This window comes from Brevundimonas sp. KM4 (assembly GCF_000964075.1).
Classification (GTDB): domain Bacteria; phylum Pseudomonadota; class Alphaproteobacteria; order Caulobacterales; family Caulobacteraceae; genus Brevundimonas; species Brevundimonas huaxiensis.
Window position 1 is genome coordinate 43,069 of sequence record NZ_JZRG01000010.1, and the last position, 24,844, is coordinate 67,912.

28 protein-coding genes are annotated in these 24,844 nt (G+C 69.0%); 11 read left to right on the top strand and 17 right to left on the bottom strand.

Translation table 11 applies throughout. The features are described from left to right. Positions 1-106 precede the first annotated feature (106 nt). Together VH88_RS07020 and VH88_RS07025 are read right to left on the bottom strand one after the other, a co-directional pair. A complete protein-coding gene (locus VH88_RS07020; RefSeq protein ID WP_045810622.1) occupies positions 107-622 on the bottom strand; it encodes an FKBP-type peptidyl-prolyl cis-trans isomerase in 516 nt (171 codons plus the stop codon). Continuing rightward, on the bottom strand, positions 603-1,805 hold the full coding sequence (locus tag VH88_RS07025) for a threonine ammonia-lyase (RefSeq protein ID WP_045810623.1): 1,203 nt from the start codon (positions 1,803-1,805) through the stop codon (positions 603-605). The genes VH88_RS07020 and VH88_RS07025 overlap by 20 nt, the downstream gene beginning before the upstream one ends. 174 nt (positions 1,806-1,979) lie before the next feature. On the opposite strand from VH88_RS07025, the gene VH88_RS07030 reads away from it, so the two are divergent. Next, entirely contained in the window at positions 1,980-2,495 is a 516-nt protein-coding gene (locus tag VH88_RS07030; protein WP_045810624.1) for a hypothetical protein, read from the top strand. Positions 2,496-2,610: 115 nt separating this feature from the next. Further along, positions 2,611-2,808, top strand: a complete 198-nt coding sequence (locus tag VH88_RS07035; protein WP_039244035.1) for a hypothetical protein — start codon at positions 2,611-2,613, stop codon at positions 2,806-2,808. Positions 2,809-2,824: 16 nt separating this feature from the next. Here VH88_RS07035 and VH88_RS07040 read toward each other — a convergent pair whose 3' ends face one another. The 5 genes from VH88_RS07040 to VH88_RS07060 all read right to left on the bottom strand — a co-directional run bounded on the left by VH88_RS07040 (position 2,825) and on the right by VH88_RS07060 (position 6,086). Beyond that, positions 2,825-3,358, bottom strand: coding sequence for a GNAT family N-acetyltransferase (locus VH88_RS07040; RefSeq protein ID WP_045810625.1), 534 nt, complete (start codon positions 3,356-3,358; stop codon positions 2,825-2,827). Positions 3,359-3,525: 167 nt separating this feature from the next. Beyond that, on the bottom strand, positions 3,526-3,813 hold the full coding sequence (gene rpmA / locus VH88_RS07045; protein ID WP_039244031.1) for a 50S ribosomal protein L27: 288 nt from the start codon (positions 3,811-3,813) through the stop codon (positions 3,526-3,528). 96 nt (positions 3,814-3,909) lie between these two features. Then, positions 3,910-4,464 (bottom strand): 50S ribosomal protein L21, encoded by a 555-nt coding sequence (rplU, locus tag VH88_RS07050; protein ID WP_045810626.1) that lies wholly within the window; start codon positions 4,462-4,464, stop codon positions 3,910-3,912. Between the two features lie 160 nt (positions 4,465-4,624). Continuing rightward, the gene (locus VH88_RS07055) at positions 4,625-5,158 is read right to left on the bottom strand and encodes a phosphoribosyltransferase (RefSeq protein ID WP_045810627.1); all 534 of its coding nucleotides are present in this window, start codon (positions 5,156-5,158) and stop codon (positions 4,625-4,627) included. After that, positions 5,151-6,086 (bottom strand): MJ0042-type zinc finger domain-containing protein, encoded by a 936-nt coding sequence (locus VH88_RS07060; RefSeq protein ID WP_045810628.1) that lies wholly within the window; start codon positions 6,084-6,086, stop codon positions 5,151-5,153. Before VH88_RS07060 ends, VH88_RS07055 begins: the two co-directional genes overlap by 8 nt. Positions 6,087-6,157: 71 nt before the next feature. Here VH88_RS07060 and VH88_RS07065 point away from each other — a divergent pair, with 71 nt between their 5' ends. Genes VH88_RS07065 through VH88_RS07085 form a run of 5 tightly spaced genes read left to right on the top strand, consistent with a single transcriptional unit; the run spans position 6,158 to position 9,973 of the window. Continuing rightward, complete coding sequence (locus VH88_RS07065; RefSeq protein ID WP_045810629.1) at positions 6,158-6,868, top strand: cell division ATP-binding protein FtsE; 711 nt, start codon at positions 6,158-6,160, stop codon at positions 6,866-6,868. Further along, the gene (locus VH88_RS07070) at positions 6,865-7,779 is read left to right on the top strand and encodes an ABC transporter permease (RefSeq protein WP_045810630.1); all 915 of its coding nucleotides are present in this window, start codon (positions 6,865-6,867) and stop codon (positions 7,777-7,779) included. The genes VH88_RS07065 and VH88_RS07070 overlap by 4 nt, the downstream gene beginning before the upstream one ends. Further along, complete coding sequence (locus tag VH88_RS07075) at positions 7,776-8,420, top strand: YdcF family protein (RefSeq protein WP_039244024.1); 645 nt, start codon at positions 7,776-7,778, stop codon at positions 8,418-8,420. Before VH88_RS07070 ends, VH88_RS07075 begins: the two co-directional genes overlap by 4 nt. Then, a complete protein-coding gene (locus tag VH88_RS07080; protein WP_045810631.1) occupies positions 8,421-9,158 on the top strand; it encodes a 1-acyl-sn-glycerol-3-phosphate acyltransferase in 738 nt (245 codons plus the stop codon). It abuts the gene before it with no gap. A gap of 35 nt (positions 9,159-9,193) precedes the next feature. Continuing rightward, positions 9,194-9,973 carry a MipA/OmpV family protein gene (locus VH88_RS07085; RefSeq protein WP_045810632.1) on the top strand — a complete coding sequence of 260 codons (780 nt, stop codon included), beginning with the start codon at positions 9,194-9,196 and terminating at the stop codon, positions 9,971-9,973. 46 nt (positions 9,974-10,019) lie between these two features. Here the strand turns inward: VH88_RS07085 and hisC are convergent, their stop codons facing one another. The 5 genes from hisC to VH88_RS07110 are packed head-to-tail and all read right to left on the bottom strand — an operon-like array spanning position 10,020 to position 16,245. Further along, positions 10,020-11,123 (bottom strand): histidinol-phosphate transaminase, encoded by a 1,104-nt coding sequence (hisC, locus tag VH88_RS07090; protein WP_045810633.1) that lies wholly within the window; start codon positions 11,121-11,123, stop codon positions 10,020-10,022. A gap of 14 nt (positions 11,124-11,137) precedes the next feature. After that, entirely contained in the window at positions 11,138-11,824 is a 687-nt protein-coding gene (locus VH88_RS07095) for a hypothetical protein (RefSeq protein ID WP_045810634.1), read from the bottom strand. Next, complete coding sequence (locus tag VH88_RS07100) at positions 11,824-12,882, bottom strand: DUF2125 domain-containing protein (protein WP_045810635.1); 1,059 nt, start codon at positions 12,880-12,882, stop codon at positions 11,824-11,826. The genes VH88_RS07095 and VH88_RS07100 overlap by 1 nt, the downstream gene beginning before the upstream one ends. A gap of 32 nt (positions 12,883-12,914) precedes the next feature. Further along, positions 12,915-13,388, bottom strand: a complete 474-nt coding sequence (gene ybaK / locus VH88_RS07105) for a Cys-tRNA(Pro) deacylase (protein WP_045810636.1) — start codon at positions 13,386-13,388, stop codon at positions 12,915-12,917. A gap of 1 nt (position 13,389) precedes the next feature. Beyond that, positions 13,390-16,245 (bottom strand): ATP-dependent DNA helicase, encoded by a 2,856-nt coding sequence (locus VH88_RS07110; RefSeq protein WP_045810637.1) that lies wholly within the window; start codon positions 16,243-16,245, stop codon positions 13,390-13,392. A gap of 58 nt (positions 16,246-16,303) precedes the next feature. Between VH88_RS07110 and VH88_RS07115 the strand changes: the two genes are divergently transcribed. The 3 genes from VH88_RS07115 (at position 16,304) to VH88_RS07125 (ending at position 20,142) form a co-directional block, all read left to right on the top strand. Then, the gene (locus VH88_RS07115) at positions 16,304-18,826 is read left to right on the top strand and encodes a ligase-associated DNA damage response DEXH box helicase (protein ID WP_045810638.1); all 2,523 of its coding nucleotides are present in this window, start codon (positions 16,304-16,306) and stop codon (positions 18,824-18,826) included. Continuing rightward, the gene (gene pdeM / locus VH88_RS07120) at positions 18,823-19,587 is read left to right on the top strand and encodes a ligase-associated DNA damage response endonuclease PdeM (RefSeq protein ID WP_045810639.1); all 765 of its coding nucleotides are present in this window, start codon (positions 18,823-18,825) and stop codon (positions 19,585-19,587) included. The genes VH88_RS07115 and pdeM overlap by 4 nt, the downstream gene beginning before the upstream one ends. Positions 19,588-19,680: 93 nt before the next feature. Next, positions 19,681-20,142, top strand: coding sequence for a hypothetical protein (locus VH88_RS07125; protein WP_045810640.1), 462 nt, complete (start codon positions 19,681-19,683; stop codon positions 20,140-20,142). On the opposite strand, the gene VH88_RS07130 is transcribed toward VH88_RS07125, so the two are convergent. From VH88_RS07130 to VH88_RS07140, 3 genes are all read right to left on the bottom strand, one after another. Continuing rightward, positions 20,139-20,699 (bottom strand): HNH endonuclease, encoded by a 561-nt coding sequence (locus VH88_RS07130; RefSeq protein WP_026108602.1) that lies wholly within the window; start codon positions 20,697-20,699, stop codon positions 20,139-20,141. The genes VH88_RS07125 and VH88_RS07130 overlap by 4 nt on opposite strands. Positions 20,700-20,852: 153 nt before the next feature. Beyond that, a complete protein-coding gene (locus VH88_RS07135) occupies positions 20,853-21,512 on the bottom strand; it encodes a trimeric intracellular cation channel family protein (RefSeq protein ID WP_039244011.1) in 660 nt (219 codons plus the stop codon). Then, complete coding sequence (locus tag VH88_RS07140; protein WP_045810641.1) at positions 21,509-22,159, bottom strand: DNA-3-methyladenine glycosylase; 651 nt, start codon at positions 22,157-22,159, stop codon at positions 21,509-21,511. Before VH88_RS07140 ends, VH88_RS07135 begins: the two co-directional genes overlap by 4 nt. Positions 22,160-22,237: 78 nt before the next feature. Between VH88_RS07140 and gluQRS the strand changes: the two genes are divergently transcribed. Next, on the top strand, positions 22,238-23,101 hold the full coding sequence (gene gluQRS, locus VH88_RS07145; RefSeq protein ID WP_045810642.1) for a tRNA glutamyl-Q(34) synthetase GluQRS: 864 nt from the start codon (positions 22,238-22,240) through the stop codon (positions 23,099-23,101). Here the strand turns inward: gluQRS and VH88_RS07150 are convergent. Both VH88_RS07150 and VH88_RS07155 read right to left on the bottom strand, forming a co-directional pair. Further along, positions 23,085-23,894: a TIGR02186 family protein gene (locus tag VH88_RS07150; RefSeq protein ID WP_045810643.1), complete on the bottom strand. Its 810-nt coding sequence runs from the start codon at positions 23,892-23,894 to the stop codon at positions 23,085-23,087. The genes gluQRS and VH88_RS07150 overlap by 17 nt on opposite strands. Then, positions 23,894-24,817, bottom strand: a complete 924-nt coding sequence (locus VH88_RS07155) for a sulfite exporter TauE/SafE family protein (RefSeq protein ID WP_017506607.1) — start codon at positions 24,815-24,817, stop codon at positions 23,894-23,896. Before VH88_RS07155 ends, VH88_RS07150 begins: the two co-directional genes overlap by 1 nt. Positions 24,818-24,844 lie beyond the last annotated feature (27 nt).

Consider the following 24,844-nt stretch of genomic DNA (forward strand, 5'->3'; position numbering starts at 1 on the left):
AAGTCCCACAGGCGCCTGTGATGCGGCACAGAACCCCTCCGTCACGGCGCTGAAGACGCGCCGCGCCACCTCCCCACAAAGTGGGGAGGAGACGGATCACGCGGCCTCACCCCATCGCCGTGCCGACGCCCGATCCGCCGCCGGGCACCTTGGCGACGTCCAGCAGTTTCAGGCGGAAGATCAGTACGGAGTTGGCGGGGATCTTGGGATTGCCCTGCTCGCCATAGCCCAGCTCGGGCGGGACATAGAGCAGCCATTCGTCGCCGACGCGCATCATCTGCAAGGCTTCGGTCCAACCCTTGACCACTTCCTCGGGCGTGAACACCGCCGGCGCGCCGCGCGCGAAGGAGCTGTCGAACACGCTGTTGTCGACCAGCTTGCCCTCGTAGTCGACCTTGACCAGGTCGTTGCGGTCGGGGCTGACGCCGTCGGCCGGTCCCGCCTGCACCACCTTGTATTGCAGGCCGCTGGGCAGGGTCTGAACGCCCGCTTCCTTGGCGTTCTTGGCCATGAAGGCGGCCGCCTCGACCTTGCCCGCGTTCGGATCGACCGGCGCGGCCTGGCCGCAGCCCGCCAGCAAGAAGGTCGCGACGATTGCCGCCTTACCCCATCCGAAGTTCATAGCCGCGTTCCTTCAAGGCTTCGCCGATCTCGTCGGCGTGGGCGCTATCGCGCGTTTCGACCATGATGTCGAACTCGGCGCCCTTGGCCGGCACGTCCAGCGCCAGACGGTTGTGGACCACGTCGATGATATTGCCGCCCAGGCCGCCGATCACCGCCGCCATGGCCGACAACATGCCCGGCCGATCGTCGCCCAGGATGCGATAGACGATCAATCTGCGCTCACGGACCATCTCGCGGTTCAAGACGACCGCCAGCATCCGCGCATCGATGTTTCCGCCGCACAGCTCCAGCCCGACCTTCATCCCCTTGAACCGGTCGGGATAGGCCAGAAGCGCGGCCAGCCCCCCCGCGCCCGCGCCCTCGGACACGGTCTTCTCATAGGTGACATAGGTGGCGACGGCCCGTTCGAAGTCGGCTTCCTGGCAGACGAAGACCTCGTCCACCAGCGGATCGGCCAGGGCGAAGGGGATGTCGCCCACCGCCTTGATGGCGATACCCTCGGCGATGGTTTGTCCGGTGCAGACCGGCGGCTTGCCCGCCCGTTTGGCGGTGAACGAGGGATAGCGCGCGGCCTCGACGCCGAAGACTTTGATGTCCGGCTTCATCGCCTTTGCAGCTATCGCGCAGCCGGCGATCAGCCCGCCGCCGCCGATGGGGATGATCAGGGCCTCGACCTCGGGCGCATCCTCCAGAAGCTCGATCGCGCAGACGCCCTGGCCCGCCACGATGCCTTCGTCATCGAAGGCCGAGACGAAGACGTAGCCCTTCTCGGCCTCCAGCCGCTTGGCCGCCTCGGTCGAGCCGGTGAAATCCAGCCCCTCGATCACCACGGTCGCCCCGTGCGAGCGGGTGCCGTTGATCTTGGCGAAGGGCGTGCCTTCGGGCATCACGATGGTCACCGGCACGCCCAGCCGTCCGCCGTGATAGGCCAGGGCCTGGGCGTGGTTGCCGGCGCTGGCGGCCACCACGCCGCGCTTCATCTCCTCGGGACTCAGCATCAGCAGCCGGTTCAAGGCGCCGCGCTCCTTGAAGCTGCCGGTGAATTGCAGATTGTCGAACTTCACCCAGACCTCGGCGCCCGTCAGCTGCGACAGCTTTCTGGAATAGCGGGTCGGGGTGCGGTCGACCGCGCCGGCGATCCGGGTGCGCGCGGCTTGAATATCGGCGAAGGTGACGGTCATGCAGGGCGTTTCCGAGCTGTCGCGCCTCGACGACTGGGCGCGTTGTCGGGCCTGTTTCGCGCGTTGTGGGGTCCGGGTCCAGAGGGGGAATCTTGAGCGTGGAAGTCGCCCGGCCTGTCGTGCGATAGTGGGGAACGTCGTCCCCCACGACCCCGAAATCCCGGAGGAAGCCCCATGTCGATCCGTTCGTTCGCCGCCCCTGGCCTGGCTCTCGCCCTGACCGCCGCAGCCCTCTCCGCCTGTGCGCCCACCGCCGGCGGCGGCCTGCCGTACGGGGGACCGGCCGCCTTCAACGAGGCGGATTTCGGCTGGTCCCAAATGCCCGGCCGCAACAGCATTCAGGGCCAGATCGCCTTCGCCCGGGACGGCAAGGCCTTCGACTGCGTCGCCAGCGTCGGCCTGACGCCGGACACCCCCTATACGCGCGCGCGCATTCGCACCCTGTACGGCTCGACCCAGCGCGCGGCCGTGCCCGCCGCGGTCGTTCGCGCCCGGACCGTCGCCGACGCCAACGCCGACTATCGCAACTATGTCCGCTCCGAGCGGTGCGAGAACGGCCGTTTCCGCTTCGACGGTCTGCCCGACGGCGGCTGGTTCCTGATCGTGCCGGTCACCTCGGGCGATGCACCCCTAGTGCTGATGCAGTCGGTGCAGACGCGCGGCGGCCGGGTCGTCTCCGTCACCCTGTGACCCGCACGCCCCGTCTCACGAAGATGCGACCCCGGTAACGCGGATCGCCATCTTCTGACCACGAGCGCCCCGGACTGATCGCGGCTTCTGTGCGAGAGTTCGGGGAGCTTTTTTCTTGTCCCAACACAACATCATAGGATCCGAGGCCTTTACGCGAGGGCCGTCGGTCATCATCCGTAAGTACAAGGCGGGCGGCATGCGGCGTCGCCGGTCCAAGACCATCGCCACCTTCATCGCCGGCGCGGGCGCCATGCTGGTGGTGGGCGCCGTCGCCGTCGCGGCCGTCTATGGCCCCGCCCTGGCGGGCGGCTGACCCTGCGGGCTGGCCGTCAGGCCAGCCACACCATCATGCGGGTATCGGCCTCGGCACGACGCGCCCGGCTCCACGCCCGGCGCGTCTCGCCGGTGTAGAGGAAGCCCGCCTTTTCCAGCACGCGGCCAGAGGCCGGATTGTCGGCGAAATGCCCGGCGACCAGAGCCCGGCGCTTCCACTTGCGGCTGGCCCAGACCAGGGCGGCGTCCAGCGCCTCGGTGGCGAAGCCCCGACCCCAGTATTCACGCCCGATCCAATAGCCGGTTTCCGGCACCCGATCCTCGCCCTCGAACAGGCCGATGACGCCGATGGGCCCCACGTCCTCATGGTCGATGACGAAGGTGTTGGCTCGTCTTGGGTCCTGCGAGGCGACCTGCAACACGAAGTCGTCGGCGTCGCGCATCTGGAACGGATGCGGCATCCGCTTGGTCATGCGCGCGATGTCCAGGTCGTTGGCCAGGGCGGCGATGCGCGGCGCATCCTGGGGCGCGGGCGCGCGCAGGATCAGGCGCCGGGTCTCGACGACAGGAGAGGTTTCGATGACGCACATGGGCGTTGCCTCGGATTGTCGACCATCTCCTTGAAGGGCTCGGACGGTCTTCGAGGCGGGGAAACGCAAACGGGGAGCCTGGTGATCCAGACTCCCCGCGGATTATAATCCCTGGTCCGGATCGGCTGCTGGCAGGAGCAACGCGATCCGGGAAGGTCCAGACTGCGTTACTCGGCGGCCATCGCCTGAGCGGCGTCGTCGTTGGCCGCGAGGATCGACACATAACAACGGCCACCACGTTTGGTGGTGAATTTCACAGCGCCGTTCGTCAGAGCGAACAGGGTGTGGTCGCGGCCCATGCCCATGTTCTCACCGGCGTGGAAGGTGGTGCCGCGTTGGCGCACGATGATGTTGCCGGCCAGCACGCGCTCGCCGCCATACTTCTTCACGCCAAGGCGCTTCGACTCGGAGTCGCGACCGTTACGCGACGAACCACCGGATTTCTTGTGAGCCATCTTGCCGCTCCGTACTTTCTTGGTGCGCTACCGGCCTTTCGGCCTATTTGAGCGCGTCCGTAACTCAGGTCTGGCGCCGAGGCGCCGGTGAATGTCTTAGGCTTCGTCGCCGGCGGCTTCAGCCTTGGGCGCAGCCTTCTTCTTGGCCGGGGCCTTCTTGGCGGGAGCCGAGCTCTCGACCACGACGCCCTTGACCTCGGCGCCGTCCACGTCGGTCACGACCGTCTCGGTCGAACCCAGCGAGGACGCAGCGTCACGAGCGGCCAGGTTGCGAGCGCGCAGATTGATCTCGGCCTTGGTGGTCAGATCGACCTTGCCTTCCCACTTGGCGGTCTCGCCGGCGCCTTCGATGCCGGTGATGCGCAGGACCGATTCCATCTGGCGATGGCCGTTCGTGCGGCGATAGCCCTGGCGACGGGTCTTCTTGAAGATCTTGATCTTCTCACCCTTGCGGGTCTCGACCAGGGTCGCGCCGACGAAGGCGCCGTCGATCAGGGGGGCGCCCAGGGTCACGCCCTTGTCGCCGCCCAGCATCAGGACGCTGTCGAACTTCAGCTCAGCGCCGGCGTCGCCGTCGAGCTTTTCGACGACGATGGTGTCGCCCGGTTGGACCCGGTACTGCTTGCCGCCGGTCTTGATCACCGCGTACATGTTGAAGCCTCAGCGCAAACGCAAAAAAAGATACGCCCCCGGAGAGGGCCCCGGCGGCGAAGAGCGGCGACATATACGGAAGGGTGTCGGAGAGTCAACGCCGAACCGGGCGGAAATTCAGCCCCGGACGGATTATCCCCGCTGTCGCCGCGCCTTGAACTCAGTCGAGGGCGCAGATGTCCGGCAGGCCCCTCAGCGTCCCGGCGTGATCCAGGCCATAGCCGACCAGAAAGCGGTTGGGCGCCTCCCAACCGACGAAGTCCGGCTCGGGCGCGCGGGGCTTGGGCCAGGGCTTCCTGGCGAAGACGCAGGTCAGGACTTCGGATGCGCCGGCGTCCTTGGCGATGCGCACGGCCTCGGCCAGCGACAGGCCGGTGTCGAACACGTCGTCCAGGATCAGGACGCGGCGGCCCGCGATCGGGCGCTGGAACGGCGCATAGACGTCGATCCGGCCCCGGCTGGTCTGCTCGTCGCCATAGGAGGCCAGCCACAGGGCGTCGAAACGGACGTTGCGGCCGACGCGCGACAGGGCGCGGGTCAGGTCGGCGGCGAACCACAGGCCGCCGGTCAGCAGCACGGCGGCGACCGTGTCGTCGTCGATGACGGGCGCGATGCGCTGGGCCAGGTCGGCGACGATGCGCGCCACCTCGGTCTCGGACAGAAGAACGGTCGGCGTCGGGGAGGGATCAGCCATGATGCGAGGGCGATACCGCCTCACCATGCCCCTTGTCCACAGCCCCGACCGGTCGCGCGTCGATCGGCGCGGCCGTGTTCGGCGCCTCGGCGCCGGGCGCCGTCGCCGAGCGCAGACCCTGCGAAGTTTCGGCAGCGGGCTGCGCCGCGTGCGCGGGCGCGGCCTTCGCCTCATGGCCGCCGTGTTCAGCTTGGGGTTTTACAGGCGAAGGGCTGGCCGGCGCGAAGTCGACGCCGATCCCGGCCCCATGGCCGCCCGGATCGGGGATCAGAGCGGCGAAGCCCTGGACCTTGCCCGGCAGGACCGGCGCCGCGTCGATCTTTACGATCTTGAACCCGACCTCGGCGCCGGCGGCGTCCAGCAGGGCCACGCGAATCGGCGGTGAGACGATCTCGACGTCGCGCACATTGCGGATCGCGCCGGACACCACGACCATGCCGGGATGGTTCGGCGCAGCCCTGGCCGTCAGGGCCTCGAAGTCCAGCCCGACCGGATTGACCGGCGCGCCGAAGAATTTGTAGGCCGAAGCCGCCCGGGGGAAGGCCTGGACGATCTCGACGCGGAACAGGAAGGCCGAAACGATCAGGCCGATGAAGACGCTGGCCAGACCCGCCCAGATCACGCCCTGGGTGGCGGCGCGGCGCAGCTTCTTCTGGCGATCGGCGCGGGCGCGGAAGGCGCGAGGCAGCTCCGGCGCCGGCGTTTCGGCCAGGCTGGCCGCCGCCGGCGCGGGATCAGGTTCGGGCGGGGCTGCGGGCGCGACGGCGGCGACCACCGGCTCGGGCGTCAGGGTCAGTTCCAGCGGCTCGTCGGGGGTCGCGCGCCAGACTTCGCCGCACGATTGGCAGCGCACCTTGCGGCCTTCGGGGCCTATGGCTTCGTCACGGATGAAATAGCTGGTGGCGCAGGCGGGGCAGGTCAGTATCATGTGGCTGACTGCGAGGCTGTCGCCCCCTCCCGTAAGGCGCGACGCCGCGCCCTGTTCCTGAAACACATACCATGCCGTCCTCGCCCGCCGAACCCGCCGCTATGACCGAGACCGTTCGCCTGTCTGGCGTCGGCTTCGGCTATGTCGGCGCGCCCGACGTGCTGCGGGACGTTAACCTCATTTTGCCGCGCGGCTCTTTCCACTTTCTTACCGGGCCGTCGGGGGCCGGAAAGTCCTCGTTGCTGCGTCTGCTGACGCTGGCGGACCAACCCCGGACGGGAACCCTCCGCCTGTTCGGATCGGATGTCACGCGCATTGATCGGCGCGACATCCCGGCCTTTCGGCGGCGGATGGGGGTGGTGTTCCAGGATTTCCGCCTGCTGGATCATCTGTCGGCCTTCGACAATGTCGCCCTGCCGCTGCGCCTCACGGGCTTATCCGAGGCCGAGTACGCCGACGACGTGCGCGAGATGCTGAAATGGGTGGGCCTGGGTCGCCGGATGGAGGCCCGTCCCCCCGCCCTGTCCGGCGGCGAGAAGCAGCGGCTGGCCATCGCCCGCGCCGTCATCACCCGCCCCGGCCTGATCGTGGCCGACGAACCGACCGGCAGCGTGGACGCCGTCATGGCCGACAAGCTGCTGCGGCTGTTCCAGTCGCTGAACAAGCTGGGCGCCACCGTCCTGATCGCCAGCCACGACGAGGCCCTGGCCCAGCGGTCGGGCGCGCGCGTCTTGAGGCTGGAGGCCGGACGGCTCAGCGAACCCTCGCGGGCCGCCGCATGATCCGTCTGTCAGACTTCAGCCTCTCCAGCCGCCGGCCCGGCCTGCTGCCGCCCGCCGCGGCCGGCGAGCCCTGGCTGATGACGGTCATCGCGGTCCTGTGCTTTCTGGCCTGCCTCGCCGCCGTCGCCGCCTCGGCCGCCGACCGCGCCGCGCACGGCTGGGCCCGACAGCTGGGCGCCGAGGCCACCGTGCAGGTCCGTCCCCGCGTCGGCGAAACCGGCGACACCGCCGCCGCCCGCGCGGCCGAGACCCTGTCCGGCGTGGATGGCGTGGAGGAGGCCGCCGCCCTGAGCCGCAAGGCGGCGGAGGATCTGCTGCGCCCCTGGCTGGGCGACGCGGTCCTGCCCGACCTGCCCCTGCCCCATCTGGTAACGGTGCGGCTGAACGCCCAGGCGCCGGCCAGCGCCGTGACCCTGAGCCGCGCCCTGGCCGAGGCTGGGCTGGACGCCACGGTGGACGATCACAGCCTGTGGCGCGGCGAGGTCGAGCGGTCCGCCGGCATGATCACGGTCCTGGCCGGCGCCGCCTTCCTGGCCGTCGCCTTCGCTGCGGCCGCCGCCATCGCCTATGCGACCCGCGCGGGCCTGGCGGCCGGTCAAGGCGTGATCGAAACCCTGAGCCTGAACGGCGCGACCGACGGGGCCATCGCCTGGCTTTTCCAGCGGCGGTTCGGCCTGATGGCGGCCGGCGCAGGCGCGATCGGCGCCGGGCTGGCGGCGGTCCTTCTGATCCTCCTGCGGTTCATCGGCGGATCGGGCGGCCTCACGGCGGCCCTGCCCATCAGCTGGAGCGACCTGGCGTTGCTCTCGCCTTGCCCGCTGCTCGCGGCTACGGTTGCCTTTCTCGCGGCGAGATTCGCCGCCATGCGAATGCTGGCTTCAGGACGGCCGACACAGGGAGGGGGCGCATGAGACTGTTGAGCGTCATCTTCATCGCCGGTCTGATCTGGCTGGTCGGCCTGTTCGCCTTCGCCCACCGGGTGCGCGAGCTGACGCCGGCCGACGATCCCGCGCGCGCCGACGCCATCGTGGCCCTGACCGGTCCGTCGTCCGAGCGGGTCAACACCGCCATCCGCCTGTTGGAACAGGGCAAGGGCGAGCGGGTGCTGATCTCCGGCGTCAATCGCGAGGTGCGCCGTCAGGAGCTGCGCGAGCTGACGCCCGGCTCCAGCCGTCTGTTCAACTGCTGCGTCGACCTGGGCTTCGAGGCCGAGGACACTGTCGGAAACGCCCAGGAGATCGCCGCCTGGACCCGCGCCAAGGGCTATCGCAGCCTGATCGTCGTCACCTCCGACTATCATATGCCGCGATCGCTGGTGGAAATCCGGGGCCAGCTGCCGGGCGTGAAACTGACGCCCTACGCCATCTCCACCCCGTCGCTGGACAATGCGCGCTGGTGGCGGGCCGCGGTGACCGCGCGGCGGATGACGCTGGAATATATGAAATACCTCGCCGTCCTGGGCCGTGAGGGCGTGCGTCGCATCACCCGCGACCGGCCCGCCGCCGTCACGGCCGAGACCGAAACCGCCCCTGACGAAAAGGCCGCGTCCTAAGTGAACACCCTGCGTTCCCTGATCTTCACCGCCTGGCTCTATCTGTCTATGCCGATCATCGCCATCGGCCTGTCGCCGGTCCTGCTGCTGCCGCATCGCTATGTTCAGGGCGTGTGCAAGCTGTGGGCGAAGATCGTCCTGTTCGGCCTGCGCTGGATCGCGGGGGTCAAGGTCGAGGTGCGCGGGCTGGAGCACGCCCCGTCCGGCGCCGCCCTGATCGCGTCCAAACACCAGGGGATGCTGGACATCGTGGCCCTGCTGGCCGTCCTGCCCGACGCCTGTTTCGTGATGAAGAAGGAGCTGATGCCCCTGCCCTTCTTCGGCTGGTTCGCCTGGAAGTCGAAGATGATCGCCGTGGATCGCGCGGGCCACGCCAAGGCGCTGAAGGACATGACGCGACAGGCGCGCGACCGCCTGTCCGAAGGCCGCCAGATCGTCATCTTCCCCGAGGGCACGCGCAACGATCCGGGGGTGCCCGGCGACTACAAGCCCGGCGTCGCCGCCATCTATCGCGACTTGGAAGGCCCCTGCTGGCCCGTCGCCACGAACTCCGGCGTCCACTGGCCGGCCCACGGCTTCCGCCGCTATCCCGGGACGGTCGTGTTCGAATTCCTTGAGCCGATCCCGGCCCAGCTGAAGCGCGGCGCGATGATGGCGTTGCTGGAAAGTCGCATAGAGACGGCGTCGTTGGCGCTGCTGGAGCCAAAGGCCCAGCTTGCGCATTCTGGACCGGCCTGACCTCCCCGCTCGGGCGCCATTCATGGAAACGCCCGATGCTTCGTCCCCTTCTGCTCTCCGTCGCCTTCGCCGCCGTCGCCGGCTCCGCCCTGGCCCAGTCGCAACCCTATGAGCAGATCAGACCCGCCCCCCAGAATTGGACCGTCGATCTCGGCGCGGGCGTTCTCTATCGCAACGATTCCAACGGCGACACGGGCTCCAAGACGACAATAGCCCCGTGGGTGTCGGCCAATTATCGCGACCTAGTCTACCTGAACCCGATCGACGGCCTGGGCTGGAACGCGATCAAGACCGACGACTTCCGCGCCGGCCTGCAACTTCGCCCGCGCTTCTCGGCCGATGATATCGAAGGCCTGACGCTGGATCGTCCGGGCTTCGGCGCGGACCTGGCCGCCTACGCCTACAAGCGTCTGCCCGGCAATGTGGTGGTCGGCGGCCGGATCAGCCGCGACGTGTCCGACGTCAGTGAGGGCACGGAATACTACGCCTCGATCGGCCATCAGCGCGTGACGTCCGTCGGCCTGCTGAACGCCTCGGCCTATGTGCGTGGCGGCGATTCCAAACTGGCCGACGCCTACTATGGCGTCAGCACCGCCGAGGCGGCCGCCAACGGCATCGGCGCCTATTCCCCCGGCGGCGGGCTTCAGGGCGCGGGCGCCAGCCTGGTCCTGCTGGTCCCGGTCGGCGACAAATGGGGCGCCGGGGCCTTGCTCAACTACGAACGCCGCTTGGGCGACGTGGCCGACAGCCCCCTGTCGCAGAGCGACGACGCGGTCCGCACCGGCGTCTTCATCGCCCGTCGCTTCGGCGGCTGATAGCAAGGCGGCGGCTGCTGATGCGGCTGCCGCTTTTTCCCTTCAATCAGGTTGCCGCGAACTCGCTCAGCGCGTCGATGACGGCGCGGTTCTGGTCTTCGGTGCCGATGGTGATGCGCAGAGCCTGGGGCAGGCCGTAGCCGCCGACCGGGCGGACGATGATGCCCTTGCTGTTCAGATAATCGTTGGCGGCGGCGGCGCGCTCGGCGCCGTCGAACAGCACCAGCACGAAGTTGCCGGCGCTGGGCAGGACGTTCAGCCCAAAGCCGCGCAGGGCCTGGGTCAGGCGCGGCTTCCAGTTAGAGATCAGATCGCGCGACGCCGTCTGGTGCGCCTCGTCCGACAGGGCGGCCGTTGCGGCTTCCAGCCCCGGCACCGAGACGTTGAAGGGCAGGCGAATGCGGTCGATGGCCTCGGCGACCTTCAGCGGCGCATAGCCGAAGCCGATGCGCAGGCCGCCCAGGCCGTGGATCTTCGAGAAGGTGCGGGTGACGACGATATTCTCGGCATCCTTGGCCAGCGGGAAGGCGGTCTCCCAGTCGGCCTCGGTCACATATTCCGCATAGGCCTCGTCCACGACCAGGATGATGTGGGCCGGCAGAGCGGCGTGAAGGCGGCGCATTTCCTCGCCCGTGTTGTAGCTGCCGGTGGGGTTGGACGGATTGGAGACATAGACGATCCTGGTGCGGTCATCGACCTGGGCCAGTAGGGCGTCGACCTCGGCCTTGAAGTTCGGCTCGGGCGCCAGCTTGACTTGGGCCTCGCAACCCAGGGCGCTGATGCGGTAGGCGAGGAAACCGTACTGGCCGCAGACGATGTTGTCGCCCGCCGTCAGATAGGTCTGGTTCAACAGGGCGAACACCTCGTCCGAGCCGTTGCCGAAGATCAGCCGCTCAGGCTCCAACCCGTGCAGTTCCGACACCGCATTCCGCAACTTGGTCGCCCGGCCGTCGGGATAGATGTGAATGTTCTTGATCGCCGCCTCATAGGCCGCACGCGCCTTTTCGCCCGCGCCCAGCATGTTCTCGTTGGAGGACAGCTTCATCGGCTCCGCGACGCCGGCGATGGACGACTTGCCGCCGACATAGGGGGCGATGTCGAGGATGCCGGGCTTGGGGGCAGGGCCGTGTGGCGCGGTCGCGTCGGTCATGGAAAGCCTTGATCTCAGAAGATGGGGGCGGCGCCGATCACGCCGCTCATTCGGCCGGGCGCGCTCTTCAGCCGCCCGTCGTCGATCTGCACATAGCCCGTCAGCATAAACAGCTTCAACCCGCCCGCCGCCGCCAGCGGATCGGCGATCAGTCCCGCGTCGCCCAAGGCGTCCACGATCTTGGTCTCGGACCAGCCGCTGTCGGTGACCCAGAAGCTGCGGTCGTCGCCCGTAGGGCCGGATGTCTCTTTGGACACGACGAAGGCCTGGGGCCGTCCGCGCCGGTTGTCCGGCAGGGCGGCGACGATCTTCAGTTCGGGCCGCGCCAGCAGGCGGCCCCACCACGGCCGGTCGGGCGACAGGTCGATCACGGCGCGCGAGCCCGCCTCAGCCGCCTTCAGCGCTTCGTCGGCAAACAAGGGTCGCGACCGCAGGCCGTAGCGGTCCGTGGCCAGGGCTTGGGCCACGCCGCCACAGACGACCAGCGCGGGTCCGGTTGCCGCCTCGATCCGGCCCCACACCGCCTTGACCGTCGCAGCCTCATCCGCCGAGGCGCCGTCTAGCAGTTGACGCAGGGCGATGGCCGAGGCGTCGGCTCGGTCGCACGGACCGGCGGCGACCCGCGCCCGCACCGCCTCGGCCAGGGCGCGATCCAGCGCCAGCAGGGCGTCGTCGGCTTCGGGTTCGTTCAGCAGCGCCATCAGAACAGCTTGGGCGCCGGGGCCAGCGGGAAGGGGCCGAGCCAGGTGCGGCCGTCGCGGAAGACCAGCGTCAGGGGCAGTTGCTCCTGTCCCGTCGCCTCGGCCGCGCCCGCTGCTGCGGCGGCCCCGGCCGCGCCGATGCGGTTCACCGGCCCCTGTCGGGTCGCCATCAAACCAGCAAGGGCGGGCAAAGGCTTTTGCGCCTGAAGTTGCACCTGGCCGGTCAGCCGGCCGTTCGCATCGGCTCGCAAGACATCGCTGGAGAGGGTCGCACGGCTGTCGCCCGCCTGCAGATCGCCGCGCACATTGCGGAACGTCCCGCCCGCCTTTGTCCAGGCGGAGAAGACACCCGCCGCATCGCCGCCGGTCTTCAGTAGGCTGGCGTGGCCGATCTCGGCCTCCAGCTGGGTCGTCAGGCGGCCGTCCTGGGCGAAGCCCTCGACGGGGCCGTCCGCCCGCCCCTGCCCATCCACCAGACGGAACATGACATCGACGTCGTCGGTCGGCGCGGTCGAGCCCTCCAGATGCGGCCGAGCATAGAATTCGATCCGCGCGGCCCGGGCGATGGGGAAGGGTTCGGCGCCGGTCTGGGCCGTGAAGACCGGATTGACCATCTCCAGCGCCAGATTGGGCCAACGCTGATCGATGCCGCTGGCGCTCATGCGGATGGCGTCGCCCTTGACCGCGACCTCGCCCTTGCCTGCGCGGGTCAGCATCAGGCCTTGCGGGGCCACCACCACCCATTTGGTCGGCTGATAGGCGTTGGCCTCTGCGGTCAGATCGGACGCCTTGATCGCATGGCCCGACGGCGCCTGAACGATCAGGTTCGTCAAGGCCACACGGGTGCGAAACGGCCAGCCATTTATAGATTTGTCGGCGAAGCGGATGTCCCAGCCGTCCTGACGCAGGGTCTGGACCTGAGCCTCAAGCCGCGTGTCGATCTGGCGCGTCAGGAAGATCCACCATCCCGTCCAGGCCGCCAGCGCGATCAGCACCAGGATGAAGGGCGCATACAGGCCCTTGCGGCTGTGTCGCTTGGTCGTCGAGACTTCGGTCATGCCGGACCTATAGCGCGCCGCACCCCGACCTTCTAGGCGGTCAGGTCGGCCAGCACCGCCTTCGCCGCCCGCCGCGCATCGTCCGGCGCCAGGCCCAGCAGAAGCCCCCGCTGACCGCCGTTGATCAGGACCTGATCGAACAGGATGGCGGTTTCGTCGATCGCAGTAGGCACGGCCTTTCGCTGGCCGAACGGGCTGACCCCGCCGACCTTGTAGCCGGTCAGACGTTCGGCGTCGGCCGGCTTCATCATCTGGGCCGACTTAGCCCCCAGCACCGCCGCCAGCTTCTTCATGCTGACCTCGCAGTCGGACGGCACGATGACGCAAGCCGGAGCGCCGTCGATCAGGACCATGAGGGTCTTGAACACCTGCTCTGGCGCCACGCCCAACGCCTCGGCGGCCTGCAATCCCACGCGCGGCGCGTCGGGATCATAGTCGTAGGGAAACAGATCGAAGGCGACGCCGGCCTTGGTCAGGGCGACGGTGGCAGGCGTGGTCTTGGACATCCTACGTCGTCTCGGGGTTCAGGAAAGTGCGGGTCAGTTCGACCGCATCGGCCAGGCCCATGCGCTGGACCTCGGTCCCGGGCGGCAGGCTGGCGAACAGGCGGGTGGGGGTGGCGGCGTCCAGCATCAGAAAGACACCCTTGTCGTCGCCGCGCCGGATCAGCCGGCCGAACGCCTGGGCGATGCGGGCGCGGGCCAGGGCATCGTCATAGCCCTTGCCGCCCAACCGTTCGCGCCGCGCCTTGTGCAGCAAATCCGGGCGCGGCCACGGCACACGGTCGAAGGCGAGCACCCGCAGCGACCGTCCCGGCACGTCAACCCCGTCGCGCACGGCGTCGGTGCCCAAAAGGCAGGAATTCTCCTCGACCCGGAACATGTCCACCAGCGCCCCGACCTCCAGCGGATCGACGTGCTGGGCATACAGAGGCACGCCCGACTTCGCCAGATCCGGCCCCAGCCGCTCATAGACCGCCTTCAATCGGCGAATGGCGGTGAACAGGCCCAGCCCCCCGCCGCCCGCCGCCAGGAACAGTTCGCGCATCGCCGCCGCCGTCTGGCGCGGATCGTCCTTGACCAGATCGTTGACGACGATGACCCGGCTGTTGGCCGCATAGTCGAACGGGCTCTCGACCTTCAGGGTGCGAGGCGGCTCGATCAAACGCGCCGAGCCGGTCCGCATCCGCGCCAGATCGAACGGGTCTTCCTGCAAGGGATCGGAGAGGGTGGCCGACGTCACCAGCACCCCGTGCGACGGCACGATCACGGCGGCCTCCAGCGGAACCGTCGGGTCGATCCAGTGGCGACGCAGCGCCACGTCGTGGATACGGCCGAACGCCGTGTCGGCCGACAGCCAATCGACGAAATCAGGATCGGGCTGATCGCCCCCGTCCTCCAGCGCCGCCAGCATCGACCGCCACCCCGGCAGGGTCATGCGCGCGCGCCGATCCAGTCCGCGCAGCGCCCCTTCGATGCGCGACCGTTGCGACCCGTCCAGCTCTGCCGCCTCGTCGTCAAGGATGTCTTCCAGATGTCGCGACAGCGCCAGCAGCGGCGCCTCGATGGCGGCCAGGGCCTGGGCCGCCGCGCGCGCCGTCTCGGCGACCGGATCGGTCACCGGCTTCAGCGCGCACTCCATGCCGAACTCGGGGCCGCCGTACGTATTGGTCTCCGCCGTGCGGGCGCGCAGCTGATCCAGCGCGGCGGCCAGGAAGGCCTCGATCGGTCCGATCGGATTGACCTCGCCTGAGGCGGGGGCGACGCGGCCCGACACGCCTTCGCCCGGCAGGGCGGCGGAGGCGCGGATGGCGTCCTGAAGCGATTTCAGCGCCGCGTCATTGTCGCCGACCATGTCGCCCAGCCGCTGCTGAAGCCCGCGCCCGCGACGCCCCCGCCCTTCCGGCCCACGAATCCAGCGACGCAGCTCGGCCGCCTCCTGGCCCGACAGACAGGCGGAAAAGGCGCTGTCGGCGGCGTCGAACAGGTGGTGGCCCTCGTCGAAAACGATCCGCTTCAGCGCCGCCGTCTCACCGTCCGACTTCTGGCCCCGCGCCGAGCGCGCGCCGTCGAATGCCGCCTGGGTCAGGACCAGGGCGTGATTGGCGATCACCAGATCCGCGCGGCGGCTGGCGCGGATCGTCTTTTCCACGAAACAGGTGCGGTAGTGCGGACAGGCGGCGTGGACGCACTCGCCGCGCCGGTCCACCAGATTGGCCGCTCCCGCCGCATGAGCCGCCGGCATGGCGAACAGGCCGGGCAGCCAGCCGGGAAAGTCCCCGCCCGTCATGTCGCCGTCGCGCGTATGCAGCGCCCATCGCCCGGCCAGCGCCAGGCCGATCAGGTCGCCATTCCCCAGCTGGGCCGCCTGGACCATGTCCTGCAGGTTCAGGACGCACAGATAGTTCTCGCGCCCCTTGCGGATCACCGCCTTCTTCTTGCGCTCGGCCGGATCGGGCCACAGCGAATGGCTTTCGCGGTCGATCTGCCGTTGCAGCGCGCGGGTATAGGTCGAGATCCACGCCGCTCCCTGGTTCCGTTCGGCCCAAAGCGAGGCGGGCGCCAGATAGCCCAGGGTCTTGCCGGTGCCGGTTCCCGCCTCGGCCAGCAGCATGCGGGGCCGCCCCTCCTCATTCCTCGGCGAAAAGGCGAAGGCGGCTTCGGCGGCGTAGTCCGATTGCGTCGGCCGCGTCTCGTCCAGGCCCGAGGCCTGAAGCAGTTTCTCCAGCCGGATGCGGGCGCTCTCGCTGTCGACCGGGGCCGATCCCGCCTCGCCGCGCGGCGCCTCGTCCTCCCATTCGGTCAGGCGCGACCAGACATCCAGCCCCGACCCGCGATGCTGGCGCGCCCTTACGCCGCCGGCCTCCAGCGCCTGAACCACCCGCTCGCCCCAGGCCCAGCCCGCCCGCTGCATTGTCAGCGCCAGGACATAGGCCGCCTCGCGCTCCCGGTAGGCCGGATCGGCCAGTTCGCGCAGCAGCAGCCCCGCCGCCTCACGCAGGCCCGCCGCCTGTTCCTCCGCCGACTTCGGCTCGGCCAGACCCAGCGACAGCGCCAAGCCCGTCGGTGACGGCGCACAAAAGCGCGCCGGTCGCACGAAGGCGTAAAGCTCCAGCACATCCATCAGATCAGTCGATCGCGGCGGCGGCGTCAGCCCCAGCCGGCGCGCCGTCAGCGAGGCATGGGCGACCAGCACCGGCCCGGTGCTGAAGAACCCCTCGGCCGCCCCGCGCCCGATCTTCCGGGTCCCCGCCTCGTCGCACACCGCCCCTGCGCCCGGCGGCGTGGCGAGCGCCGGCGGCAAGTCCGCCCACGGCTGGGCGCCGGCCAGGCGGATTTCGGAAATGACGGATTCGTCGGACACGTCCGATAGATAGCGAGCCTGGGGCTGAAACGGAACGGGAACATGCTATATCCCGTCCGTGACGACCGCCGCCGCTCCCGCAACGCTTCCGCCCCTGTTCGCCGACTGGTTCGCGTCGCGCGGCTGGGCGCCCCGGCGGCATCAGCTGGAGATGGTGGCGGCGGGGGAGGCCGGCCGCCACGCTTTGCTGGTCGCGCCGACCGGCGGGGGCAAGACGCTGGCGGGGTTTCTGCCCAGCCTGATCGACCTGGCCGAGCGCGGACCGAAGCCGGCGACCGGGCCGGGGTCGGGCGTGCATACGCTTTATCTGTCGCCGCTGAAGGCCCTGACGACGGACGTCGAGCGCAATCTGATGACCCCGATCCGCGAGATCGGGCTGAACATCCACGTCGAGACGCGCACCGGCGACACCAAACAGTCCAAACGCCAGCGACAGCGCGACTTTCCGCCCGACATCCTGCTGACCACGCCCGAGCAGCTGGCCCTGTTCTGCGCCTGGGAAGGCGCCCGGTCCTATTTCGCCGATCTGAAATGCGTCGTGCTGGACGAGGTCCATGCGATCTGGAGCGGCAAGCGCGGGGACCTATTGTCTCTAGGTCTGGGTCGATTGCAGAGTTTCGCCCCCGACATGCGCCGGGTGGGTCTGAGCGCGACCATCGAGGATCCCGATCTGATCCGGGGGTGGTTGGCTCCGGGCGGAGGGGCTCTTGATGTGGTGACTCTGGTCAAGGGCGACCCCGGCGCGCCCGCCGTCATCGACGTGCTGATCTCCGAGGGCAAGGTGCCGTGGGCGGGCCACACGGGCCAGCACGCGATCCCGGAGGTCTATGCCGCCATCCAGCGTTCGACCCTGGCCCTGATCTTCGTCAACACCCGCTGGCAGTCCGAGTTCGTATTCCAGCAGCTGTGGGCCATCAACGACGAGAACCTGCCCATCGGCCTGCACCACGGCTCGCTGGCGGCCGAGCAGCGGCGCAAGATCGAGGCGGCCATGGCGCGCGGCGACCTCAGGGCCGTGGTCTGCACCTCGACGCTGGATCTGGGCATCGACTGGGGCGATGTGGACCTGGTCATCCAGATGGCGGCGCCCAAGGGCTCCAGCCGTCTGGTCCAGCGGATCGGCCGCGCCAACCACCGTCTGGACGAGCCGTCGCGCGCGCTTCTGGTGCCCGCCAGCCGGTTCGAGATGCTGGAGTGCCAAGCGGCGCGCGAGGCCGTCGCCGACAACGCCTTCGACTGGGAGCCAGTCCATATCGGCACGCTCGACACCCTGGCCCAGCACGTCATGGGCGTGGCCTGTTCCGAGCCGTTCGACATGCAGGTCCTGTATGACGAGATCACCGGCTGCGGCCCCTATCGCAACCTGACGTGGGAGCAGTTCGAGGAGGTGGTCGATTTCGTCGCCACCGGCGGCTATGCGCTGCGCACCTACGACCGGTTCGCCCGGATCGTGCGCACGCCGGATGGACGCTGGAAGGTCAGAAACCCGCATATCGCCCAGCGCCACCGCATGAACGTCGGCGCCATCGTCTCGGCGGGAACGCTGAACGTCCGCGTCGCCAGCCGTCGCGGCGGCGCCTCGCGCCAGTTGATCGGCGGCCGCAAGGTGGGCGAGGCCGAGGAGTGGTATTTCGAACAGCTGACGCCCGGCGACACCTTCCAGTTCGCCGGTCAGACCTGGGCGTTCCAGGGCATCACCGGCACCGACGCCCTGGTCACCCACGCCAATGACAGCGACCCCAAGATTCCGTCGTGGGGCGGATCGAAGTTCCCGCTGTCGACCTCGCTGGCCGACCGGGTGCGCACCATGATCCACGACCGCGACCACTGGCGCGTCCTGCCGCCCGACGTGCAGGAATGGCTGGAGTTGCAGGAAACCCGCTCGGTCATTCCCGACGCCGAATCCATGCTGGTCGAAACCTTCCCGCGCGGCAGTCGGCATTTCCTGGTGGCCTATCCGTTCGAGGGCAATCTGGCCCACACCACCCTGTGCATGCTGCTGACCCGGCGGTTGGACCGGATGGGCGTCGGGCCGCTGGGGTTCGTCGTGACCGACTATTCACTGGCGATCTGGTCGATCAAGCCGATGGACACGATCGATCTGGACGCCCTGTTCCAGCCGGACATGCTGGGTGACGATCTGGAAGCCTGGCTGGAGGAAAGCTTCATGATGAAGCGGTCCTTCCGCAATTGCGCCCTGATCTCGGGCTTGATCGAACGCCGCCAGCCCGGCGCCGAAAAGACCGGCCGGCAGGTGACCTTCTCCACCGACCTGATCTACGACGTGCTGCGCCGCCACCAACCTGACCATCTGCTGCTGAAGACCGCCCGCGCCGACGCCGCCTCGGGCCTGCTGGACGTGGCGCGCCTGGGCCAGATGCTGGCGCGCATTGAGGGGCGCATCCGCCACCAACCCCTAAGCCGCGCCTCGCCCTTCTGCGTGCCCGTGCTGGTTCAGATCGGACGCGAGCGGGTCAGCGGAGACGCCGCCGAAATGATTCTGGATGAGAGCGCCGACCTGCTGATCGCCGAAGTCATGGACGACGCCGAGCCGCCCAGCCAGTCGGGGGCCGCCGCATGAACGCCGCCCTGCGCCAGACCCTGTCCCCCGCCCGCAAGATCTGCGGTTCGCTGAGCGTGCGGATCGCGGGCGAGGCCTGTGTGCTGCGATGTTCCGGGGCGATGTGGGTGCCGGCCCACGGCGCCCTGATCGTCGCGGACCTGCATTTGGAAAAAGGCTCAGCCTTCGCCGTGCGCGGCCAACTGCTGCCGCCCTATGACAGCCGCGCCACGCTGGACAGGCTGGAAGCCGAGATCGTCGAACTGAACCCGACCTTGGTCGTGCTGCTGGGCGACAGCTTCCATGATGCGAAGGCCATTCCCCGCATGGCGGCCGACGACCGGGAGCGGCTGGACCGGCTGGCGGCGGGGCGCGACTGGCTGTGGCTGGAAGGCAATCACGACCGCGAGGCCCTGAACCGCAGCATGGTGCGCGATGCGGAGGCGACCGTCCGCCTGCCCGGCCGGATCGTCGGCGACATGATGCTCGGCGCGTTGCGTCTGACCCACGAACCGGAACCGCTGACGGCCGACGACGACCGGCGTGGCGAGGTCGCGGGCCACCTGCATCCCGCCGCCAAGATCGCCGCCTATGGACGCGGCGTGCGCCGTCCGTGCTTCGTCACCGACGGATCGCGCATCGTCCTGCCGGCCTTCGGCGCCTTCACCGGCGGGCTGAACGTGCGCGATCCCGCCATCGCCGACCTGTTCGCCACCCCTCCTATGGCCGCCGCCCTGGGACGCGACCGTGTCCACGCCCTAGATTGGGCGATTCTGCGATAGTCTGTTTGTAAAGCGTTCAGCACGTCGCTTCACCGCATCTTGGCGGACGGCGATGCAGGATGACGGCGGATCAAGGTCACGGACACCCGCCTCATGTTCACGCCCCGCCGCATCGTCATGGCCGCTCGCCTCGGCTTCGCCCTTGCGGCGCTGGGCATGGCCGTCCTGATGTTGGGACCGTTCCAGGGTCTGGAACAGGTCTTCGGCCTAAACGACAAGGCCGCCCACGTCATCGCCTTCTATGGCGTGGCCAGCGGCCTGTTCCTGATCGCGCCGAACCAGCGCCGCGACGACCTGGCCCTCTATGTCATCGCCGCCGCCTTCGGGGCTGAACTGCTTCAGGCCCTGACCGGCCGCAGCGTCTCGGTCATCGACTTCCTGGCGGGCGCGGCCGGCGTCGCCGCCGCCTGGGCGCCCGGCCGCATCGAACAGTTGCGCCAGGCCTTCCGCCGCCATCCGGACATGACCCTGGCCGAGATCGACCGCCTGGATCGTCGCCTGCGCCGTCGCCGCGTCGAAACCAGCCGTCCGGGCGTCGCCGTCCTGCGCCCCTAGGGCTCCAGCTCGATGTCCCAATAGAGGTAGTCCAGCCAGCTCTGGTGCAGATAGTGCGGCGGGAAGCGTCGGCCGGCGTCCTGAAGCTGCCAGGCGTTGGGGCGATAGGGTTCGCGGCGGATCGGCATCATGGCCTGGCGCGGCGTTCGTCCGCCCTTGGCCAGATTGCAGGGGCTGCAGGCCGCGACGATATTGTCCCAGGTCGTGCGTCCGCCCTGTGAGCGCGGGATGACGTGGTCGAAGGTCAACTCAGCCGACTGACCGCAGTACTGACAGGCGAAACCGTCGCGCAGAAAGACGTTGAAGCGGGTGAAGGCGGGGCTGCGGTCCTGATCCACATAGCTGCGCAGCGCGATCACGCTGGGAAGCTGCATCTCCATCGACGGCGAGCGGACGACCTTGTCATACAGGGACACCACGTCCACGCGGTCCTGATAGACCGCCTTGACCGCCTCCTCCCACGGCCACAGCGACAGCGGATAATAGGACAGCGGCCGGAAGTCGGCGTTCAGCACCAACGCGGGAAAACCGGAGGGCGGTCGATGGAGAACCTGCATCAGGCCCTCCCGCTCAGACGGGGGGATTTTGAGGCGACAGAGGTGAGGACACGTCTCCTTCCCTAGTCTTGGCCTTGGTCTTGTCGATTTAACCTAACCCTGATTCCCGCTCATCGCCATGACCAGTGTGCAGCGTTTTCGTGACGTTCTGCCTCAGACCCCGCGCGCGTGGGTCGGAAACCCCGGCAGGGTCCAGCCCCAGCGCAGGGCGGCCGCGCGCAGCAGGAAGCCGGACAGCGCCGCGACGATGGCGGCGGGCCAGACGCCGACGCCCGGCGCCCTCAGCACCATATAGACCGTCGCCGCCAGGATCGCTGCTGTGACGTTGATCTCTCGCCGCAGCAGGATCGACGGCTGACCCGCCAGGGTGTCGCGCACGACCCCGCCGAAACAGGCCGTCAGCGTGCCCATGACGATGCAGATCAGGGCCGGCGCCCCGGCCGCCTCGGCCTTGGCCGCGCCCATCACGCCATAGGCCGCAAGCCCGACCGCATCCAGCCACAGCAGGGCGCGAAACCGCCAGTCGCGCTGCCCCACCAGCCACAGGGCCGTCGAGGCGAACAGGCAGACCGCCAGATAGCGCCAGTCCTGCACCCAGAAGACCGGCAGGCCCAGTAACAGGTCACGCAGCGTCCCGCCGCCCACGCCGGTGATGGCGCCGAAGAAGGCGAAGGTGACCACGTCGTGCTTCTCGCGCGCTGCGGCCAGGGCGCCGGTGGCGGCGAAGACCGCCACGCCGGCGAAATCCAGCGCGGTCAGCACGGTCTGCGGATTGCGCAGCGGTTCGGTCAGAGCCGGATCGAGCGGGGTCATGCCGAGGCATCCAGTGCGATCTCGCCGCGCTTCACGCCCGTGTACCAGGCCCACAGCAGGTGCGTGGCGACCGCACGATAAGGCCGCCAGACCTCGGCGCGGGCATAGGCGCCCTTCTGATCGGGTCGCACCTCTGCGCCGTCCGCCCAGCGGATCGCCTCCTGCAAGGCCACGTCGCCGCCGGGGAAGACATCCAGCCGCCCCTCGCACATCATCAGATAGGCCTCGGCCGTCCACAGCCCCACGCCTTTCAGCGCCGTCAGGGACGCGATCGCCGCCTCGTCATCCAGGTTGGCCAGATGCTCCAGATCGATCTCGCCCGCGATCTGCGCCCGCGCGATCCCCTGACCATAGGTCGCCTTCTGCCGCGACAGACCCATGCCGCGCAGCTGATCCAGATCGTGCGCCAGCAACAGCTCGGGCGTGATCCCGCCCATGCCTTCGCGCAGCCGCGCCCAGACCGAAGCGGCCGAGGCCACCGACACCTGCTGCTCCACGATCATGCGGAACAAGCCTTCGAACCCGCCCACTCTCAGCCGCCATTCCAGCGGCGGCGTCTGGGCGTCCACGCGAACGAGCGCCGGATCGGCGGCGACCAGCGCCCGGCGCGCGGCGGCGATGTCATCAGGCGTGGGTGCGAACGGCATGCGCCATGCTTACGGCCCGTCGCGCTTGTCGGAAAGAGCGGGGGCGCCGTTGAGGGCCGCAAACCGCTAAAGAGCGTCTTGATGTTCGCCACCCGCTTCGCCCCCTCGCCGACCGGCTGCCTGCACAAGGGCCACGCTTTCTCGGCCCTGACCGCCTGGACGGCGGCGAAGACGGCGGGCGGGCGGTTCGTGCTGCGCATTGAGGATATCGATCCGACGCGATGCCGACTGGAACATGAGGCGGGCATTCTGGAAGATTTGGCCTGGTTGGGTCTGGACTGGGACACGCCGGTCCGGCGCCAGTCGGATCATCTGGACGACTACGCCGCCGTGATCGAGGGCCTGCGGGCGCGCGGCTTGCTCTATCGGTGTTTCCGCACGCGCAAGGAGCTCCTGAGCGCCATCGGCGAGGCGCCGCACGGGGCGATGGAGGCGGCGAAGCCCGGTCCGCATACGGCGGACGAGGAGACGCATCTGCTGGCCTCTGGTGCGGCCTTCGCCTGGCGGCTGTCGCTGGACCGGGCGCGGGAGGCCTTGGGCGAGGCGGCCTGGAACGGCCTGAGTTTCGTCGAGGAGGGCCAGGGTCCGAACGGCGAAACCGGCGTCATCGCCGTCGATCCCGAGGCGGCGGGTGATGTCGTCCTGGCGCGCAAGGATACCGGCGTCGCCTATCATCTGGCCGTGACCCATGACGACGCCCTGCAGGGGATCACCAATGTGATCCGGGGTCAGGATCTTTTCGAGGCGACCCATGTGCAGCGGCTGATCCAGACCCTGATGGGCTGGCCGGCGCCGACCTATCGTCATCACGTCTTGCTGGCGGGGCCGGACGGGCGGCGCTACGCCAAGCGCGATCGCTCGATCACCCTGGCCGAGTTGAGGGCCGGCGGATTGACGGCCGAGGCCCTGCGCGCCGATTTAGGCTTCAACTCCGCCGGCTGAAGATGCGCGAGGCGCCGTAGCCGGTCAGGGCGGCCAGCACGACGCACAACACGCCGTACAGCCACGGCCGACGGTGTGCGAACTCATAGATGTCGCGCTCCAACCCGACCTTCTCGACCGTCAGGGTCAGGTTCGACACCGACTGCGGCTCGCCGTCCTGAAATAGCCAGACCTCGGCGTAGTATTTGCCGGTGGGCGCCACGGTCGGCAGTTTGACCTCGGCGCGAAACAGGCCCCGGTCGACGAACTCGACGCCCTCGGAATCGGTATCGTAGAGTGCGGCGGCCTCCTTCAGCCGGATCACGGCGCGGCGCCAGTCCAGATAGTCGTCGCCGAGACGGCTGACGACCACGTCGCGCACGCCGTAGCGGGTGACGGCGCGGCTTTCCTCAGGCGCGTCGATGCGCAGGTGATCGACGCCGACGCCGAGGCGGCGCAGCTGGCCGAAGTCCGCGATATCGCTGAGCGGGCGGGTCGAGGCGGTCATGTAGAAGCCGGGCGCACCCTCGAACAGCACGGGCCGGCTGTTCAGCCAGACACCGGACGTGCGCGTCTTCTTGACCAGGCGGATCGGCGCGTCCGGTCCCCGCACCACGACCACTACGTCGGCTGGTTCAGTCGTCGGATTGAATACGGCGCCGTAGAGGACGATGGACGCGCCGCGGAAACTGCTGTCGACCCGGACTTGGGCGTCGGTCAGGGCGGCGGCGACGCGCAGGTCGCCGGTCGTCGCTTCGGACCGATCGAGCGGCGGGGCGGCAACGGCGGGCGGAGGGGGAGGAAGCGCCTGCATCAGTCGGCGATCCCCGGCGCGATCATGAAGATGTCGTTGGGCCGCACGAACAGATCCAGTCCCATCTGGATCCCGACCAGCAGCACGATCAGGCCCAGCGCCGCCCGCAGTTCCTCGGCGCGGAACCGCCCGGCGAAGCGCGCGCCGATCTGCGCCCCGACCACCCCGCCGAGCAGCAGGATGGTGGACAGGACGATGTCGACCGTCTGGTTGCGCCCGGCCTGAAGAATGGTGGTGATGGCGGTGGTGATGATGATCTGGAACAGGCTGGTGCCCACCACCGCGCCTGCGCGCATACGCAGGATATAGAGCATGGCCGGCACCAGGATGAAGCCGCCGCCCACCCCCATGATGGCTGACAGGACGCCCGCAAAGACGCCCAGGCCGAACGGCGGCAGGGCGCTGATATAGAGACCCGACTTGGGAAACTTCATCTTCAGCGGCAGACCGTACAGCCACATCGGCCGCCGACGCTGCTTGTGCGGCGCGGGCAGTCCCCGGCGGCGACGCAAAATCTCGGTCAGGCTCTCGTTCAGCATCAGAATGCCGATGGCGCCCAGGAAGACGAGATAGGACAGGGCCACGACCAGGTCGGCCTGGCCCAGCAGGCGCAGGTAACGAAACAGCTCGACCCCCGCCAGGGCGCCGGCCGCGCCGCCGGCCGCCATCACCGACCCCATCTTGAAATCGACCGAACCCGCCCCGGCATAGCGGATGACGCCCGACGTCGAGGAGGCCACCACGTGGCTGGCTTGGCTGGCGACGGCGACGGTCGGGGGGATGCCCAGGAACACCAGGATCGGCGCCATCAGGAAACCGCCGCCGATGCCGAACAGGCCGGACACGAATCCGACCACCGCCCCCAGGATCACCAGGGTCGGCCAGTTCACCGAAACCTCGGCGATCGGCAGATAGATGTCCAAAGGACGCGCCTTCGTCTGGAGCGGACA

Bases quoted from the DNA above. Each gene is read 5' to 3' on its own strand.
- VH88_RS07020 (WP_045810622.1), bottom strand. From the start codon at position 622: ATGAACTTCGGATGGGGTAAGGCGGCAATCGTCGCGACCTTCTTGCTG.
- VH88_RS07025 (WP_045810623.1), bottom strand. From the start codon at position 1,805: ATGACCGTCACCTTCGCCGATATTCAAGCCGCGCGCACCCGGATCGCC.
- VH88_RS07030 (WP_045810624.1), top strand. From the start codon at position 1,980: ATGTCGATCCGTTCGTTCGCCGCCCCTGGCCTGGCTCTCGCCCTGACC.
- VH88_RS07040 (WP_045810625.1), bottom strand. From the start codon at position 3,358: ATGTGCGTCATCGAAACCTCTCCTGTCGTCGAGACCCGGCGCCTGATC.
- rpmA (WP_039244031.1), bottom strand. From the start codon at position 3,813: ATGGCTCACAAGAAATCCGGTGGTTCGTCGCGTAACGGTCGCGACTCC.
- rplU (WP_045810626.1), bottom strand. From the start codon at position 4,464: ATGTACGCGGTGATCAAGACCGGCGGCAAGCAGTACCGGGTCCAACCG.
- VH88_RS07055 (WP_045810627.1), bottom strand. From the start codon at position 5,158: ATGGCTGATCCCTCCCCGACGCCGACCGTTCTTCTGTCCGAGACCGAG.
- VH88_RS07060 (WP_045810628.1), bottom strand. From the start codon at position 6,086: ATGATACTGACCTGCCCCGCCTGCGCCACCAGCTATTTCATCCGTGAC.
- VH88_RS07065 (WP_045810629.1), top strand. From the start codon at position 6,158: ATGCCGTCCTCGCCCGCCGAACCCGCCGCTATGACCGAGACCGTTCGC.
- VH88_RS07070 (WP_045810630.1), top strand. From the start codon at position 6,865: ATGATCCGTCTGTCAGACTTCAGCCTCTCCAGCCGCCGGCCCGGCCTG.
- VH88_RS07075 (WP_039244024.1), top strand. From the start codon at position 7,776: ATGAGACTGTTGAGCGTCATCTTCATCGCCGGTCTGATCTGGCTGGTC.
- VH88_RS07085 (WP_045810632.1), top strand. From the start codon at position 9,194: ATGCTTCGTCCCCTTCTGCTCTCCGTCGCCTTCGCCGCCGTCGCCGGC.
- hisC (WP_045810633.1), bottom strand. From the start codon at position 11,123: ATGACCGACGCGACCGCGCCACACGGCCCTGCCCCCAAGCCCGGCATC.
- VH88_RS07095 (WP_045810634.1), bottom strand. From the start codon at position 11,824: ATGGCGCTGCTGAACGAACCCGAAGCCGACGACGCCCTGCTGGCGCTG.
- VH88_RS07100 (WP_045810635.1), bottom strand. From the start codon at position 12,882: ATGACCGAAGTCTCGACGACCAAGCGACACAGCCGCAAGGGCCTGTAT.
- ybaK (WP_045810636.1), bottom strand. From the start codon at position 13,388: ATGTCCAAGACCACGCCTGCCACCGTCGCCCTGACCAAGGCCGGCGTC.
- pdeM (WP_045810639.1), top strand. From the start codon at position 18,823: ATGAACGCCGCCCTGCGCCAGACCCTGTCCCCCGCCCGCAAGATCTGC.
- VH88_RS07125 (WP_045810640.1), top strand. From the start codon at position 19,681: ATGTTCACGCCCCGCCGCATCGTCATGGCCGCTCGCCTCGGCTTCGCC.
- VH88_RS07130 (WP_026108602.1), bottom strand. From the start codon at position 20,699: ATGCAGGTTCTCCATCGACCGCCCTCCGGTTTTCCCGCGTTGGTGCTG.
- VH88_RS07135 (WP_039244011.1), bottom strand. From the start codon at position 21,512: ATGACCCCGCTCGATCCGGCTCTGACCGAACCGCTGCGCAATCCGCAG.
- VH88_RS07140 (WP_045810641.1), bottom strand. From the start codon at position 22,159: ATGCCGTTCGCACCCACGCCTGATGACATCGCCGCCGCGCGCCGGGCG.
- VH88_RS07150 (WP_045810643.1), bottom strand. From the start codon at position 23,894: ATGCAGGCGCTTCCTCCCCCTCCGCCCGCCGTTGCCGCCCCGCCGCTC.